We start from the raw sequence: 15,244 nt of genomic DNA, 5'->3' as shown, positions 1-15,244 counted from the left end.
GGCGGTCGACATGCGGCGACCGGCGCCGGGTGCGGCGCGACGATGGCGGTCTACGGACGCGACGGCGCCGCGCGGACCTTCATCAAGTCTACGACCTCGCGGGCGGCCTCGGCGACGTCGTGGTTCACGACGCGGTGATCGAACTCGTCCTGGGCGGCCAATTCGACCTTCGCGGTCTCCAGCCGGCGGGCCTGTTCGGCCGAGTCCTCGGTGCCGCGACCGATCAGCCGGCGCACCAGTTCCTCCCACGTCGGCGGGAGCAGGAAGATCAGCCGGGCCTCCGGCATGCTCTCGCGCACGCTGCGCGCGCCCTGCAGGTCGATCTCGAGCAGGACGCTGCGGCCGGCGTCGAGCGCCTTCTCGATCGGACCGCGCGGGGTGCCGTAGCGGTACGCGTTGTGCACGGTGGCGTACTCGAGCAGCTCGCCCTCGGCGATCATCCGGTCGAACTCGGCGTCGTCGACGAAGTAGTAGTTGACCCCGTCCACCTCCCCGGGGCGCGGGGCACGAGTCGTGGCCGAGACCGAGAGCAGCACGTCCGGGTAGTTCTCCCGGATGTAGGTCGAGACGGTCCCCTTGCCGACCGCGGTCGGCCCGGCCAGCACGACGAGCTGGTTGCGCTGACGCCCGGCCTTGTTCTCGCGCTCGATGAGGAAGTCGCGTAGACGCAGACGCTGGTGCCGACCGAGGCCGCCGAGTCGCTTCGCGGGCGAGATGCCCAGCTTGGTGAGCGCCTCCTGCATCTTCGTCGTACCGATCGCGGGGACGCTGAGGAGGAACTCCGTCACTCGGAGGCGCCCCTCGACCCCGTCGGGCTGCGCGGTGGCGTGATCGAGCACGGTCAGCGGCGACACCTCCCGCGAGGCGATGGACTGCTTGACCGCGGCTCGCGCGCGACGCGCGGCGACGGCGGCCTGGGAGGCCGCGCGGCGGTCGACGTCCGGCGGGGCGGGGCGGCGCGAGGCGGACTCAGCCATGGGACCCGCGCACCTCCTCGGCACGGCGGGCGACGGCGTCGGCGAGAGCGGCGGGACCGGCGGCCAGGAGGCCGCGCGACTCGCTCACGATCACACCGGGCGCCAGGGTTCCGAACAGACGCGCCGCATCCTCGACGCGGGCACCCTGGTGGCCGAAGCCGGGCGCGAGCACGGGGAACGCCGGCTCGAACGCCGGTCCCGCCGTGTCGACGCCGTAGGCGGCCAGGTCGACGGTGGCCCCGAGCACCAGGCCCACGGTGCCGTAGGCGTGCGGGGGCTGCTGCTGGTTGAACGCGTGCACGTCTTCGATGATCGCACGGGCGACGCTCATCCCGGCACGCGGTCCCGATGCGACGACGGCCTGCTGGATCGCGGCGGCCTCCGGATTGGAGGTCGCGGCGAGGACGAACAGGCCCTTGCCGTGCTCCTCGGCCAGGCGCATCGGCTCGGCGATCGACCCGACGCCCTGGAAGGCGGAGAGGGTCAGCGCGTCGGCCTCCAACGGGGAGCCCGGCGTGAGCCAGGACTCCGCATAGGCGGTCACGCTGGTGCCGATGTCGCCGCGCTTGGCGTCGGCGATCACCAGCAGGCCGGCCGAGCGGGCAGCTCGGACGACCTCCTCCAGCGCCGCGTAGCCTGCGGAACCGTAGCGCTCGAAGAAGGCCACCTGCGGCTTGACCAGCCCGGCCCGGCCGACCGCGGCCTCGACCGCGATCAGTCCGAACTCGCGCACGCCCGCGGCCGAAGCCGGCAGGCCCCAGTCCGCGAGCAGGTGGGCGTGCGGGTCGATGCCGACGCAGAGGCGCCCGCGTTCGGCGAACGCCTCCGCGAGGCGGTCGCCGAACGCCGGGACGACACCCGTCATGCGCGCGCGGCCCGCTGCAGCGCGTACTCCTGCAGCGAGGTCACCTCGAAGCCCTCGCGCACCGCGTCGAGGGAGGCGACGGCGGCGCTCAGCTCGGCGATGGTCGTGAACAGCGGCTTGTCCCCCGCCACGGCGGCCGCGCGGATCTCGTAGCCGTCCGCGCGGGTGGTCCCGCCGCTCGGCGTGTTGATGACCACGTCGACGGCGTCCCGGGTGATCAGGTCGACGATCGAGTCGTCCGGGGACTCGCTGTACTTGCGGACGACGCGCGCGGCGATCCCGTTGCGGTTCAGCACCTCCGCGGTGCCCTCGGTCGCGAGGATCTCGTAGCCCAGCTGCTGCAGCCGGAGCACCGGCAGCACGATCGCGCGCTTGTCGCCGTCCGAGACCGAGACGAACACGGTGCCGGTCAGCGGCATGCCGCCGTAGGCGGCCGACTGGCTCTTCGCGAACGCGGTCGGGAAGTCCTTGTCGATGCCCATGACCTCACCGGTCGAGCGCATCTCCGGGCCGAGCACGGAGTCCACGATCTTGCCGTCGCGGGTGCGGAAGCGCTTGAACGGCAGCACGGCCTCCTTCACCGCCACCGGCGAGTCCATCGGGATGACCGAGCCGTCCTGCTCCGGGAGCAGCCCCTCGGCGACGAGGTCGGCGATCGAGTCGCCGACCATGACGCGGGACGCCGCCTTCGCCAGCGCGATGCCGAGCGCCTTGGAGACGAACGGGACCGTCCGCGACGCACGCGGGTTGGCCTCCAGCACGTAGAGCACGCCGGCGCCGATCGCGAACTGCACGTTCAGCAGGCCGCGCACGCCGATGCCCTGGGCGATCTTGAGCGTCGCCTCGCGGACCCGGTCGATCTCGCGCCGGCCGAGCGTGATGGGCGGGAGCGTGCAGCTCGAGTCGCCGGAGTGGACCCCGGCCTCCTCGATGTGCTCCATCACGCCGCCGATGTAGAGCCGCTCTCCGTCGAAGAGCGCGTCCACGTCGATCTCGATCGCGTCGTCGAGGAAGCGGTCCACCAGCAGCGGGTGCGACGGGCCGACGATCCCCTGGCCCGCGACGCGCTCGAAGTAGTCGGCGAGGGAGGGGGTGTCGTAGACGATCTCCATGCCGCGGCCGCCGAGCACGAAGCTCGGGCGGACCAGCACCGGGTAGCCGATCTGCTCGGCCGCCTGTGCGGCGCTCGGGAAGTCGATCGCGGTGCCGTTGCGGGGCGCGAGCAGGCCGGCGTTCTCGAGGATCTCGGCGAACAGGCCGCGCTCCTCTGCCAGGTCGATCGCGTCCGGGGTGGTGCCGAGGATCGGAACCCCGGCTGCCTCCAGGCCCTTGGCCAGGCCGAGCGCGGTCTGGCCGCCGAGCTGGACGACAACGCCGACCAGCTCGCCGGACTGCGACTCCGCGTGGATGACCTCCAGCACGTCCTCGAGCGTCAGCGGCTCGAAGTACAGGCGGTCGGAGGTGTCGTAGTCCGTCGACACGGTCTCCGGGTTGCAGTTGATCATGATCGTCTCGAACCCGGCGTCGTGCAGTGCGAACGACGCGTGCACGCAGGAGTAGTCGAACTCGACGCCCTGGCCGATACGGTTCGGGCCGGAGCCGAGGATGACGACCTTGCGCTTGTCGCTCGGCTCGACCTCGGTCTCCAGGTCGTAGCTCGAGTAGTGGTACGGGGTGAGAGCGGGGAACTCCCCGGCGCAGGTGTCGACCGTCTTGAAGACCGGCCGCACGCCGAGGATGTGCCGCACCTCGCGCACGTCCGTCTCGCCGAAGCCGCGGAGCTCGCCGATCTGCGCGTCGGAGAAGCCGTGGTCCTTGGCGTAGCGGAGCGTGTCCGTGTCGAGGGTGTCCGCGTCGCGGATCTGCTCGGCGACCTCGTTGATGAGCACGATCTGGTCGATGAACCAGGGGTCGATCTTGGTCGACGCGAAGACCTGCTCCGGCGTGGCCCCGAGGCGCAGCGCCTGCTGCACGTCGACGATGCGGCCGTCGGTGGGCGTGCGGATGGACTCCAGCAGCTCGTCGACCGTGCGCGTCTGCGGGCCCCAGTGGAACGACGAGCCGCGCTTCTCGAGCGAGCGGAGCGCCTTCTGCAGCGCCGACGAGAAGCTGCGGCCGATCGCCATCGCCTCGCCGACCGACTTCATGGTGGTGGTGAGGGTGGGGTCGGCGGCCGGGAACTTCTCGAACGCGAACCGCGGCACCTTGACGACCACGTAGTCCAGGGTCGGCTCGAAGCTGGCCGGCGTGACGCCGGTGATGTCGTTCGGGATCTCGTCGAGGCGGTAGCCGATGGCCAGCTTCGCGGCGATCTTGGCGATCGGGAAGCCGGTCGCCTTCGACGCGAGAGCGGACGAGCGGGAGACGCGCGGGTTCATCTCGATGACGATGATGCGCCCGTTCTCGGGGTCGACCGCGAACTGGATGTTGCAGCCACCGGTGTCCACGCCCACGGCACGGATGATGTCGATGCCGATGTCGCGCAGCTTCTGGTACTCACGGTCGGTGAGCGTGAGCGCCGGAGCGACCGTGATCGAGTCACCCGTGTGCACGCCGACCGGGTCCACGTTCTCGATCGAGCAGACGACGACCGTGTTGTCGGAGGTGTCGCGCATGAGCTCGAGCTCGTACTCCTTCCAGCCGAGGATGGACTCCTCCAGGAGCACCTCGCTGGTCGGGCTCTGGTGGATTCCGTCGCCGGCGATCCGGCGCAGCTCCTCCGGCGTGTACGCGAAGCCCGAGCCCAGGCCGCCCATGGTGAACGACGGGCGCACGACGAGCGGGTAGCCGAGGTCCTCGGCGAACTCCAGCGCCTCCTCGACGGTGTGGGCGATGTGCGAGCGGGCGACCTCGGCCCCGGCCTCGATGACCAGGTCCTTGAAGATCTGGCGGTCCTCGCCCTTCTGGATCGCCTCGAACTTCGCGCCGATGAGCTCGACGCCGTACTTCTCCAGGATCCCGTGCTCGTGTAGCTGCATGGCCGCGTTGAGCGCGGTCTGGCCACCGAGGGTCGGCAGGATGGCGTCCGGCTTCTCCTTGGCGATGATGGTCTCGATGACCTGCCAGGTGATCGGCTCCACGTAGGTGGCATCGGCGAAGTCGGGGTCGGTCATGATGGTGGCCGGGTTCGAGTTCACCAGGATGACGCGCACGCCCTCCTGCTTGAGAACGCGGCACGCCTGGGTGCCGGAGTAGTCGAACTCGCAGGCCTGGCCGATGACGATCGGGCCGGAGCCGATGACCAGGACGGATGAGATGTCGGTGCGCTTGGGCATCAGGCGCCGGCCTCCTTGGTGGGCTCAGCGTCGGTGGTCTCGCGACCGGTGATCATGCTGAGGAAGCGGTCGAAGAGGTAGTTGGCGTCGTGCGGGCCGGCCGCCGCCTCGGGATGGTACTGCACGCTGAAGGCGTTCAGGTCGAGGCAGTTGAGCCCCTCCACCACGTTGTCGTTCAGGCTGAAGTGGCTCACCTCGACGCGGCCGAAACCGGCCGGGGAGTCGAATGCGGCGTCGATGGGCGCCTTCACGGCGAAGCCGTGGTTCTGGGCGGTGATCTCGACGCGGCCGGTGCGCTTGTCGAGCACGGGCTGGTTGATCCCGCGGTGGCCGAACGGCAGCTTGTAGGTCGAGAGCCCGAGCGCGCGCCCGAGCAGCTGGTTGCCGAAGCAGATGCCGAAGTACGGCAGGCCGGCCCGCAACGTCTCCTGCAGGAGGGCGACGTGGCGGTCGGAGGCCTGGGGGTCGCCGGGCCCGTTCGAGAAGAACAGCGCCGAGACGCCGAGGTCGAGCACATCCTGCGCCGACACCTGCTGCGGCAGCACGTGCACGTCGAGGCCGCGGCCCGCGAGGTTCTCGAGGGTGGACTTCTTCACGCCGAGGTCGAGCACGGCCACCGAGCCGACCTTGTCGCCGACGGCGGGCAGCGTGTACGGCTCGACCGTCGACACCTCCGCCGACAGGTTGCGGCCGCTCATCGCGGCGCCGCTGCGCACCAGCTCCAGCTGCTCGCCGTCCGACAGGTCGAAATCGGGGCCGGAGAAGATGCCGGAGCGCATGGCGCCCGCGGAGCGGATGTGCCGCGTCACCGCGCGGGTGTCGATGCCGCTGATGCCGACGACGCCCTGGGCGACCAGGTCGTCGTCGAGGCTGCGCTGGGCACGGAAGTTGGACACGATGCGGCTGGGCTCGCGCACCACATAGCCGGCGACCCAGATCTGGCGGGACTCCATGTCCTCGTCGTTGGTGCCGGTGTTGCCGATGTGCGGCGCCGTCATGAGCACGATCTGCCCCGCGTACGACGGGTCCGTCAGCGTCTCCTGGTATCCGGTCATCCCGGTCGAGAAGACGGCCTCGCCGAGCGTGCGCCCGCGGGCGCCGTAGGCCCGGCCCACGTGGCGCTTCCCGTCTTCGAGGACGAGCACGGCCCGTCCCTCTGTCACGTCGCCTGCGGCCACGTCACACCTCCTGATCTTCCGGGCCGTTGTCGCCCGTCGTGCTCCCCGTCGGCGTCGCGCCGGGGAGGATGTCCTGAATGGCCGCGGTCACCGAGTCGCGGCCGGCCGGGTCGACGACCCGGAAGAAACTGTCGGCGGGCACCCCGCCGCTGGTGGTCCATCCGAACCGGAGCAACCCGTCGCGCTCCACCACCCGGTCGATGGTGAAGGTCGCCGCGCCGACGCCGGTGAGCGTCGAGGCGGGGACGAACACGGGCGGCTCCCCGGCGACCCGGATCGAGACCCCCTCGGGCGAGACGCTGAGCGTCCCCTTCCCGCGGTAGGTCAGACCCGGCAGGGCGAGTCGCTCGAGCTGCTCCCCCGCCTTGGTGGTCGCGACGTAGAGCACATCGGCCGCGGCGGTCGGTGCGCCGAGCTGGGCCGGGGCCGGGTGGCCGCCGCCCGCGGGCACGTCGCGCCGCGCCCGTCGTCGCCAGCCCCAGAAGGCGAGCAGCAGGATGAGGACGAGGACGATCGCCACGCCCACGGTCGGCAGGAGCTTATCCACGGGTGGCCTCCAGATCGACGACCGTGCCGTCGAGCACGGTCGCGTAGCCCCGGTGGAACGTCGCGATGACGCGACCGGGGAGGGTCATCGACAGGTAGGGCGAGTTGACGCCCTTCCCGGCGAGGTCGCCGGTCGCGAAGGAGCGCGACGCGGTCGGGTCGTACAGGAACAGCTCGGCGGGAGCTCCGACCTCGATCGGCGTGCCGTGCCCGGCCAGACGGCCGATCCGCGCCGGCGTGCTGGAGAGCACCCGCGCGACATCCGTCCAGTCGAGGAGGTCGTTGTCGACCACCGAGGCCTGCACCACCGACAGCGCCGACTCCAGGCCCACCATGCCGAACGCGGCGGCGTCCCACTCGCAGTCCTTCGACTCCACCGGGTGCGGCGCGTGGTCGGTCGCGACGATGTCGATCGTGCCGTCCGCGAGGCCGGCCCGCAGCGCCTGCACGTCCTCCGCGCGCCGCAGCGGCGGGTTGACCTTGTAGCGCGCGTCGTAGCCCGAGGCGAGCTCCTCCGTCAGCAGCAGGTGGTGCGGCGTGACCTCGGCGGTCACGTCGATCCCCCGCGCCTTGGCCCAGCGGATGACGTCGACCGAGCCGGCGGTGGAGACGTGGCACACGTGCAGCCGGGAGCCGACATGCTCGGCCAGCAGCACGTCGCGGGCGATGATCGACTCCTCGGCGACGGCCGGCCAGCCGGCCAGGCCGAGTTCGCCAGAGAGCGCTCCCTCGTTCATCTGGGCGCCGACGGTGAGCCGGGGCTCCTGCGCGTGCTGCGCGATCACGCCGTCGAAGGCCTTCACGTACTCGAGGGCCCGCCGCATGAGCAGCGGGTCGGAGACGCACTTTCCGTCGTCGGAGAAGACGCGGACCCGGGCGCGCGAGTCGGCCATGGCGCCGAGCTCGGCGAGCCTCTCGCCCTCGAGGCCCACCGTGACGGCGCCGATCGGGCGCACGGTCGCGTACCCCGCGGCCTCCCCGAGGCTCAGGACCTGCTCGACCACACCGGCGGTGTCGGCCACCGGAGAGGTGTTCGCCATCGCGAAGACCGCGGTGAAACCGCCCGCAGCCGCAGCGCGCGTGCCGGTCAGGACCGTCTCGCTCTGCTCGTAGCCGGGCTCGCGCAGGTGGGTGTGCAGGTCGACCAGGCCCGGCAGCGCCAGGAGCCCGTCGGCGTCGATCCGCGTGGCGCCCGCCGTGGTGAGGCCGGGGCCCACCTCGGCGATGCGGCCGTCGTCGATCAGGAGGTCGGCACGCGTGCCGTCGGCGAGCGTCGCGCCCGCGATCACATACTTCTCGGCCAGTTTCTCGTCCATCGTCGTCTTACGCCTCCCGCTCTCCACCGGACAGCAGGAGGTAGAGCGCCGCCATCCGGACGGAGACGCCGTTCGCCACCTGCTCCCTGACTGTCGAGCGGGGCGAGTCCGCCGCTGCGGCGGAGATCTCCAGCCCTCGGTTCATCGGGCCCGGGTGCATCACAATGCTATCGGTGCGGAGGCGTCCGAGCCGTTCGTCGTCCAGGCCCCACCTCCGCGAGTATTCGCGCGGGTTCGGGAAGAACGCCGCGTTCATGCGCTCGCCCTGGATGCGCAGCATCATCACGACGTCGGGATCGGCGTCGATCGCCGTATCGAGGTCGTAGCCGATCGCCGCCGGCCAGCCGGAGACGTCGACCGGCAGCAGGGTCGGCGGCGCGACGAGGGTGACCTCGGCGCCGAGCGTGCGGAGCAGCCAGACATTCGACCGCGCCACGCGCGAGTGCAGGATGTCGCCCACGATGGTCACGGTCACGCCGTCGAGGTCGCGACCGCGCGACGCCGCGCCGTGCAGCCGACGGCGCATCGTGAAGGCGTCCAGCAGGGCCTGCGTCGGATGCTCGTGGGTGCCGTCGCCGGCGTTGACGATGCCCGCGTCGATCCAGCCGCTCGTCGCCAGCGTCTGCGGAGCGCCCGACGAGCCGTGGCGGACCACGACCGCGTCCGCACCCATCGCGGCGAGGGTCTGCGCCGTGTCCTTCAGGCTCTCGCCCTTCGAGACGCTCGAGCCCTTGGCCGAGAAGTTGATGACGTCGGCGGAGAGCCGTTTGGCGGCCGCCTCGAACGAGATGCGCGTGCGGGTGGAGTCCTCGAAGAACAGGTTCACCACGGTCTTGCCGCGCAGCGTGGGGAGCTTCTTGACCTCGCGCTCCTGCACGTCGGCCATGTCCTCGGCGACGTCGAGGAGCCGGATCGCGTCGTCACGGGAGAGGGTCTTGGTGGAGAGCAGATGCCTCATGCGGTCGCCCCCGTCGATCCTGCAGGCGCCTCGTCGGGCGACTCGATGGTCACCGACTCCTCGCCGTCCACACCGGCCAGCCGCACGTAGATGCGCTCCGACGCCGCCGAGGGGAGGTTCTTGCCCACGTAGTCGGCCCGGATCGGCAGCTCGCGGTGGCCGCGGTCGACGAGCACGGCGAGCCGGACCGCACGCGGCCGGCCGAGGTCGTTCAGCGCGTCGAGCGCCGCCCGGATCGTCCGGCCGGAGAAGAGCACATCGTCGACCAGCACGACCGTCTTGCCGTCGATCGGCCCGGGCAACGAGGTGGGCTGCGGCGTGCGGATCGGCTGGCGTGCGAGGTCGTCGCGGTACATGGTCACGTCGAGAGCGCCGACGATATCGGCGGGCGAGGCGACCGCGTGCGGCTCGATGCGCTGGATGGTCTCGGCGATGCGGCGGGCGAGTTCGACGCCGCGCGTCGGGATGCCCAGGATCACCAGATCGTTCGTTCCCCGGTTGGACTCCAGGATCTCGTGCGAGATCCGGGTCAACGCCCGGGCGATGTCAGCCTGCTGCAGCACAGTGCGCGCTGTCATGCCGACCTCCTTCCCCGCCTCACAGGACGGCTCGTTAAAGGATGTCTACCGGTATCCGAGCATAACAGCCCGGCCCGCGTCACTTGTCTTTCAGGAACGTCTGGAACGCACTCGCGTCGCTGATGCTCCCCGTGAACTGCTTCCCGTCCACCAGGACGGTCGGGGTTCCCTCGATCTTGTCGAGTACCTTGGTGCCGTCGACCTCGATGGGGCCGGTCTGCGAGTGCGCCGTGTTCGCCTGAGCCCACGCCTGGTACGGCCCGCTGCGATCGAGGCAGCCGGAGATGTCGGCGATGCCGAGGTCGGTCGCCCGCTTCACGAGCTGCTCGTCAGTGAGGCCGTTCGAGTTCTCTTCGGGCTGATCCGCGAACAGCGCCTGGTAGTAGTCGAGCACTTTGGTCTTGTCGTGCACGCCCACACACGTCAGCGCTGCCGCTGCACGAGTGGAGTACCCGGTGCCGTTGGACGCCCTGTCGAGGAAGGTCAACGGGTGCAGGCGCAGCGTGATCGAACCGTCCTTGACCGCCTTCTCGAGCGTGTCGCCGTTCGCCTTCTCGAACGCGCCGCAGACCGGGCACATCGCGTCGAACCAGATGTCGACCTTCTTCTGCCCGGTGCCCGCGGCGATGTAGCGGTCGTCGAAGTTCACGGCGCCGTCCACCCCTGTCGGCGGCTTGTCGGTCGCGACGGGCACGGAGGCGTCCCCGAACATCGAGCAGGCGGAGACGCCGATCGACAGTGCGACGGCGAACACGGTGGCGGCGAGGATGCGGCGGGTGCGCTTCACGTCGTTCCTTCGGTTGTGGAGCTGGTTCTGCGGCGCTGCGCTAGGTCGTCGCGTTGCTCTGGGCGATCTTCGCGAGCAGGCCGTTGACGAATCCGGCGGAGTCGTCGGTCGAGAGTACCGTCGCCGCCTCAACGGCTTCTGAGATCGCGACGCCTTCGGGGATCGACTCGTTGAAGAGCAGCTCCCACACGCCGATCCGCAGGATGGCGCGGTCGACGGCGGGCATCCGCGCGAGGGTCCAGCCCTGCGCGTAGGTCTCGATCTGCTCGTCGATCTCGTCCTGGTGGTCGATCACGCCGTCCACGATCTCGCGGGCGTACATCCACGAGGCCTCACGCGTCGGCTCGTTCGCCGCGCGCTCTGCCTCGATCGCGAGCGCCTGCGGGAGGGTCTGCTGACGCAGGTCGGCGCTGTACAGGATGTCGAGCGCGCGCTTGCGGGCCTTGGTCCGGGCGCTCACTAGTCGTTGACGCGGCCGAGGTAGTCGCCCGTGCGGGTGTCGACCTTGACCTTGGTGCCGGTCTCCAGGAACAGCGGGACCTGGATCTGGTAGCCGGTCTCGACGGTGGCCGGCTTGGTGCCGCCGGTCGAGCGGTCGCCCTGCAGGCCCGGCTCGGTGTAGGTGATCTCGAGCACGACGGAGGCCGGCAGCTCGACGTAGAGCGGCGAGCCCTCGTGCAGGGCGACGGTCACGTTCTGGTTCTCGAGCATGAAGTTGGCCGCGTCGGAGACGACCGAGCCCGGGATGGTGATCTGGTCGTAGTCGCTGGTGTCCATGAAGACGAAGTCGGCGCCGTCCTGGTACAGGTACTGGTACTCGCGGCGGTCGACGTTGGTGATGTCGATCTTGGCGCCGGCGTTGTACGTGCGGTCGACGGTCTTGCCGGTGGTGACGTTCTTCAGCTTCGTGCGGACGAACGCGCCACCCTTGCCCGGCTTCACGTGCTGGAACTCGATGACGCTCCAGAGCTGTCCGTCGATGTTGAGGACGATGCCGTTCTTGATGTCAGCGGTCGATGCCATGCGCGAGTTCCATTCAGTTTGCGAAAGAGTTCCGGGTGGGATCCGCGGGCGTCAGCGGTCCACAACGCCGCGCGCGAAGCAGCGGCCCGGAGAAGATTCTAGACGTCAGCGCCCGTTTCGGCGAATGTACGCCAGCGCGAGCCGGTACGACTCGAACCCGAAGCCCGCGATCACCCCGGTCGACACGGCGGTGATCACGCTGGTGTGGCGGAACTCCTCGCGGGCGTGCGGGTTCGAGATGTGCACCTCGATGACCACGCCTCCAGCGGTCGTGACCAGCGACACGGCATCGCGCAGCGCGTACGAGTAGTGCGTCCAGGCGCCGGCGTTCAGGATGACCGGAGCGCCCGAGTCGGCCGCCCCGTGCAACCAGGCGATCAGCTCGCCCTCGGTGTCGGTCTGACGCACGTCGATGCGCAGGTCGGGGGCGTCCTCCCGCAGCTGCCGCGCCAGATCCTCGAGTGTCTCCGCCCCGTAGACCTCGGGCTCGCGGGTGCCGAGCCGGCCGAGGTTGGGACCGTTCAGGACGAGGACGCTGCTCATGCCGTTCACCCTACCGGTGACTCGGCGTCCGTCAGGGGGCGGACGCGCACGGCCGACCAGACCTCGTCCACGGCGACGTTGCTGATCGGCCGCCAGCCGAATGCGCCGGACTCCGCGATGATCGTGTCGCGGTTGAGGTCGGCCCGCCCGCCCTTCGGGTAGACGAACCAGACGGCGCGGGCTCCGGCGAGCCGAGGGAGGTCCGACCCGAACCGGGCGAGCAGTTCCGCCCGTGTGCCTACGACGACGACCGCGACCGTCGCGGCGTCGGCCGCGCCGTCCGTCACTCCCGCCGGAAGCGGCCGGAGGCGAGCGGCGAGCTCGGGCGTCGCACCGCTGAGGTGCAGGACGTCCCCGTCCTTCAGCAGCAGCTTCTGCGCGACGCTCCGTTCGGCCATCAGGACGCGATCTCCTGGTAGGCCGCGAAGAGCAGGCTCTGATCGGGGCCGGCGAGCACCGTCGGACGTCCGATGTCGTCCAGCACGATGAAGCGCAGCAGGTTGCCGCGTGCCTTCTTGTCGCGCTGCATCGTCGCCAGCAGCGTCTGCCAGCGGCCGAGCGGGTACGTCGTCGGCAGCGTCAGCGACTCGAGGATGCGCCGGTGCCGGTCGACCGCTTCGTCGGACAGGCGTCCGCTCAGCCGCCCGAGCTCGGCCGCGTAGATCATCCCGACGGCGACGGCGGCCCCGTGGCGCCACTGGTACCGCTCCGCGTGCTCGATCGCGTGCCCGAGGGTGTGACCGTAGTTCAGGATCTCGCGCAGTCCCTGCTCGGTGAAGTCCTCCCCCACGACGCGCGCCTTGATGCCGATCGAGAGCTCCACCAGCCGGCGGAACTCCGGGGACTCCGGGTCGGTGGCCACGTCGACGTCGCGCTCGACGATGTCGAGGATCTCGGGCTCGGCGATGAAGCCGTACTTCACGACCTCGCCGAAGCCGGCGAGGATCTCGTTGCGCGGGAGCGAGACGAGCGTGTCCAGGTCGCAGACCACGGCGGCCGGTGCGTAGAAGGCGCCGACGAGGTTCTTGCCCTCCGCGGTGTTGATCCCGGTCTTTCCGCCGACCGCCGCGTCGACCATCCCGAGCAGGGTCGTCGGGACCTGGACGAGCTTCACGCCGCGCAGCCAGGTGGCCGCGGCGAAGCCGGCGAGGTCCGTCACCGCGCCGCCGCCGAAACCGACGACCGCGTCCGATCGGGTGAAGTCGGCCTGTCCCATGATCTGCCAGAGGAACGCGGCGACCTCCACCCGCTTGCCCGCCTCGGCGTCCGGCACCTCGGCCAGGAGCACCTCGTAACGGCCGAGGAGGGACTCGCGCAGCTCGGCGGCCGCTGCGCCGAGCGTCGGCGGGTGCACGAGCAGCACCTTGTTGACCGTGGAGCCCAGGTGCTCGGCGAGGCCGAAGCGCACGCCGCGGCCGATCACCACGGGGTACTGGTCCTCCCCCGCGACGAGGATCTCGGTGGGGGTGTCGGCGTCGGTCATCGGTGTCCTTCCTCCTGCTCGACCCACTCGGCGATCTCCTCCACGATGGTCTCGATCGGACGGGACGAGGTGTCCGCGGTGTAGTCCGCGAGCGATGCGTACAGCTCGGCGCGTTCGGCGACGAGCCGCTTCCACGATTCGATGTCGGACACCAGCGGCCGCTTGCCGCCGGTGATCCGCTGGGCGATGGCCTCGGGCTGCACGGTGAGCAGGACCACGCGCAGACCCTCGAGGTCGGCCCGGGTGTCGGTGTCGAGCACCGCGCCCCCGCCGAGCGACACGACGCCGCCCTCGCGCAGCGCGGCGGCCACCGCCGCGCGCTCCAGGGCGCGGAAGTGCGGCTCGCCGTGATCGGCGAAGATCGCGGCGATGGGGCCGTGATCGGCGACGACGCGCGCGTCGGTGTCGACGAACGGCAGGCCGAGGCGTTTGGCCAGGCGCTTGCCCAGCCGGGTCTTGCCCGCCGCCGGCGGGCCGATCAGGACGACCGTCACGGCGCTCAGGCGTACGGGGCGCTGATGCGCTCGGTCGCCAGGTTCTGCGGGATGGCGTCCAGGTAGCCGCGCAGGTTGCGGGCGGTCTCCGGCAGCGAGTCCCCGCCGAACTTCTCCAGCACCGAGTTCGCGAGCACGAGGGCGACCATGGCCTCCGCGACCACGCCCGCCGCGGGCACGGCGCAGACGTCGGACCGCTGGTGGTGCGCGGCGGCCTCCTCGCTGGTCGCGACGTCGATGGTGCGCAGAGCGTGCGGCACGGTCGCGATCGGCTTCATGCCGGCGCGGACGCGGAGCACGGTGCCCGTGCTCATCCCGCCCTCGGTCCCACCGGCCCTGTCGCTCGCGCGCACGATGGTGCCGTCCTGCGCGAGGAGCTCGTCGTGGGCCTCGGAACCACGGCGCGTGGTCGTCAGGAAGCCGTCGCCGACCTCCACGCCCTTGATGGCCTGGATGCCCATCAGTGCCGCCGCGAGCTGGCCGTCGAGCCGGCGGTCCCAGTGCACGTGCGACCCGAGCCCCGGCGGGACGCCGTAGGCGAGCACCTCGACGACGCCGCCGAGCGTGTCGCCGTCCTTGTGGGCCGCATCGACCTCGGCGACCATCCGCTCCGAGGTCGCGGGGTCGAAGCAGCGCAGCGGGTCGGCGTCCAGGGCGTCCACGTCCGCCGGGGTCGGCAGCGCGGACCCCTCTGGCACCCGCACAGGACCGATCGAGAGCGTGTGGCTCACCAGGGTGATCCCGAGTTCGGCGAGGAAGGACCGCGCGATCGCGCCGAGGGCGACGCGCGCGGCGGTCTCACGGGCGCTGGCGCGCTCCAGGATCGGGCGGGCCTCGTCGAATCCGTACTTCTGCATGCCCACGAGGTCGGCGTGACCGGGCCGCGGGCGGGTCAGGGCGGCGCCACGGCCACCGGCGAGCTTCTCGGGCTCGACCGGCTCGGCGCTCATCACGTCGACCCACTTCGGCCATTCGGTGTTGCCGACGCGCAGGGCGATCGGGCTGCCGAGGCTGGAACCGTGGCGCACACCGCCCGAGATCGCGAGAGCGTCCTGCTCGAACTTCATCCGCGCGCCGCGACCGTAGCCGAGCTTGCGGCGGGCCAGGTCGGCGCGGATGGCGTCGAGCGAGACCGGGACCCCGGCGGGGAGACCCTCCAGGACGGCGATGAGTTCGGGGCCGTGGGATTCCCCGGCCGTGAGCCAACGAAGCATGGTTCGA

Annotated in this window: 16 protein-coding genes; all 16 read right to left on the bottom strand. The window is 70.9% G+C overall.

Going from position 1 to position 15,244, the window contains the following annotated elements; genetic code table 11:
* Positions 1 to 50 precede the first annotated feature (50 nt).
* The 16 genes from gmk to aroC all read right to left on the bottom strand — a co-directional run bounded on the left by gmk (position 51) and on the right by aroC (position 15,237).
* The gene (gmk, locus tag U870_RS0101860; RefSeq protein WP_025155720.1) at positions 51 to 977 is read right to left on the bottom strand and encodes a guanylate kinase; all 927 of its coding nucleotides are present in this window, start codon (positions 975 to 977) and stop codon (positions 51 to 53) included.
* Positions 970 to 1,842, bottom strand: a complete 873-nt coding sequence (gene pyrF / locus U870_RS0101855; RefSeq protein ID WP_025155719.1) for an orotidine-5'-phosphate decarboxylase — start codon at positions 1,840 to 1,842, stop codon at positions 970 to 972. Before pyrF ends, gmk begins: the two co-directional genes overlap by 8 nt.
* The gene (gene carB / locus U870_RS0101850; protein WP_025155718.1) at positions 1,839 to 5,117 is read right to left on the bottom strand and encodes a carbamoyl-phosphate synthase large subunit; all 3,279 of its coding nucleotides are present in this window, start codon (positions 5,115 to 5,117) and stop codon (positions 1,839 to 1,841) included. The genes pyrF and carB overlap by 4 nt, the downstream gene beginning before the upstream one ends.
* Positions 5,117 to 6,295: a glutamine-hydrolyzing carbamoyl-phosphate synthase small subunit gene (carA, locus tag U870_RS0101845; RefSeq protein WP_025155717.1), complete on the bottom strand. Its 1,179-nt coding sequence runs from the start codon at positions 6,293 to 6,295 to the stop codon at positions 5,117 to 5,119. The genes carB and carA overlap by 1 nt, the downstream gene beginning before the upstream one ends.
* Position 6,296: 1 nt before the next feature.
* Positions 6,297 to 6,842 carry a hypothetical protein gene (locus tag U870_RS0101840; protein WP_025155716.1) on the bottom strand — a complete coding sequence of 182 codons (546 nt, stop codon included), beginning with the start codon at positions 6,840 to 6,842 and terminating at the stop codon, positions 6,297 to 6,299.
* Positions 6,835 to 8,157, bottom strand: a complete 1,323-nt coding sequence (locus tag U870_RS0101835; protein WP_029947060.1) for a dihydroorotase — start codon at positions 8,155 to 8,157, stop codon at positions 6,835 to 6,837. The genes U870_RS0101840 and U870_RS0101835 overlap by 8 nt, the downstream gene beginning before the upstream one ends.
* A gap of 7 nt (positions 8,158 to 8,164) precedes the next feature.
* Complete coding sequence (locus tag U870_RS0101830) at positions 8,165 to 9,115, bottom strand: aspartate carbamoyltransferase catalytic subunit (RefSeq protein ID WP_025155714.1); 951 nt, start codon at positions 9,113 to 9,115, stop codon at positions 8,165 to 8,167.
* A complete protein-coding gene (pyrR, locus tag U870_RS0101825) occupies positions 9,112 to 9,693 on the bottom strand; it encodes a bifunctional pyr operon transcriptional regulator/uracil phosphoribosyltransferase PyrR (RefSeq protein ID WP_025155713.1) in 582 nt (193 codons plus the stop codon). The genes U870_RS0101830 and pyrR overlap by 4 nt, the downstream gene beginning before the upstream one ends.
* Positions 9,694 to 9,772: 79 nt before the next feature.
* On the bottom strand, positions 9,773 to 10,480 hold the full coding sequence (locus U870_RS0101820; RefSeq protein ID WP_025155712.1) for a DsbA family protein: 708 nt from the start codon (positions 10,478 to 10,480) through the stop codon (positions 9,773 to 9,775).
* Positions 10,481 to 10,520: 40 nt separating this feature from the next.
* Positions 10,521 to 10,940 (bottom strand): transcription antitermination factor NusB, encoded by a 420-nt coding sequence (gene nusB, locus U870_RS0101815; RefSeq protein ID WP_025155711.1) that lies wholly within the window; start codon positions 10,938 to 10,940, stop codon positions 10,521 to 10,523.
* Positions 10,940 to 11,503 (bottom strand): elongation factor P, encoded by a 564-nt coding sequence (gene efp / locus U870_RS0101810; RefSeq protein ID WP_025155710.1) that lies wholly within the window; start codon positions 11,501 to 11,503, stop codon positions 10,940 to 10,942. Before efp ends, nusB begins: the two co-directional genes overlap by 1 nt.
* A gap of 105 nt (positions 11,504 to 11,608) precedes the next feature.
* A complete protein-coding gene (locus tag U870_RS0101805; protein WP_025155709.1) occupies positions 11,609 to 12,046 on the bottom strand; it encodes a type II 3-dehydroquinate dehydratase in 438 nt (145 codons plus the stop codon).
* Between the two features lie 5 nt (positions 12,047 to 12,051).
* Entirely contained in the window at positions 12,052 to 12,444 is a 393-nt protein-coding gene (locus U870_RS0101800) for a hypothetical protein (protein ID WP_025155708.1), read from the bottom strand.
* Entirely contained in the window at positions 12,444 to 13,529 is a 1,086-nt protein-coding gene (aroB, locus tag U870_RS0101795) for a 3-dehydroquinate synthase (RefSeq protein WP_025155707.1), read from the bottom strand. Before aroB ends, U870_RS0101800 begins: the two co-directional genes overlap by 1 nt.
* Positions 13,526 to 14,023: a shikimate kinase gene (locus tag U870_RS0101790; protein ID WP_029947058.1), complete on the bottom strand. Its 498-nt coding sequence runs from the start codon at positions 14,021 to 14,023 to the stop codon at positions 13,526 to 13,528. The genes aroB and U870_RS0101790 overlap by 4 nt, the downstream gene beginning before the upstream one ends.
* Before the next feature lie 5 nt (positions 14,024 to 14,028).
* Positions 14,029 to 15,237 (bottom strand): chorismate synthase, encoded by a 1,209-nt coding sequence (aroC, locus tag U870_RS0101785; protein WP_025155705.1) that lies wholly within the window; start codon positions 15,235 to 15,237, stop codon positions 14,029 to 14,031.
* Between the last annotated feature and the right edge of the window lie 7 nt (positions 15,238 to 15,244).

It is taken from the genome of Leifsonia aquatica H1aii (genome assembly GCF_000633535.1).
Taxonomy (GTDB): Bacteria; Actinomycetota; Actinomycetes; order Actinomycetales; family Microbacteriaceae; genus Leifsonia; species Leifsonia aquatica_A.
The sequence above is the reverse complement of the archived record's forward strand: the minus strand, read 5'-3'. Positions and strand labels throughout refer to the sequence as shown.

What these genes read in the sequence shown, in the direction of transcription:
- gmk (WP_025155720.1), bottom strand. Translation starts at nt 977, where the DNA reads ATGGCTGAGTCCGCCTCGCGCCGCCCCGCCCCGCCGGACGTCGACCGC.
- pyrF (WP_025155719.1), bottom strand. Translation starts at nt 1,842, where the DNA reads ATGACGGGTGTCGTCCCGGCGTTCGGCGACCGCCTCGCGGAGGCGTTC.
- carB (WP_025155718.1), bottom strand. Translation starts at nt 5,117, where the DNA reads ATGCCCAAGCGCACCGACATCTCATCCGTCCTGGTCATCGGCTCCGGC.
- U870_RS0101835 (WP_029947060.1), bottom strand. Translation starts at nt 8,157, where the DNA reads ATGGACGAGAAACTGGCCGAGAAGTATGTGATCGCGGGCGCGACGCTC.
- U870_RS0101830 (WP_025155714.1), bottom strand. Translation starts at nt 9,115, where the DNA reads ATGAGGCATCTGCTCTCCACCAAGACCCTCTCCCGTGACGACGCGATC.
- pyrR (WP_025155713.1), bottom strand. Translation starts at nt 9,693, where the DNA reads ATGACAGCGCGCACTGTGCTGCAGCAGGCTGACATCGCCCGGGCGTTG.
- efp (WP_025155710.1), bottom strand. Translation starts at nt 11,503, where the DNA reads ATGGCATCGACCGCTGACATCAAGAACGGCATCGTCCTCAACATCGAC.
- U870_RS0101805 (WP_025155709.1), bottom strand. Translation starts at nt 12,046, where the DNA reads ATGAGCAGCGTCCTCGTCCTGAACGGTCCCAACCTCGGCCGGCTCGGC.
- U870_RS0101800 (WP_025155708.1), bottom strand. Translation starts at nt 12,444, where the DNA reads ATGGCCGAACGGAGCGTCGCGCAGAAGCTGCTGCTGAAGGACGGGGAC.
- aroB (WP_025155707.1), bottom strand. Translation starts at nt 13,529, where the DNA reads ATGACCGACGCCGACACCCCCACCGAGATCCTCGTCGCGGGGGAGGAC.
- aroC (WP_025155705.1), bottom strand. Translation starts at nt 15,237, where the DNA reads ATGCTTCGTTGGCTCACGGCCGGGGAATCCCACGGCCCCGAACTCATC.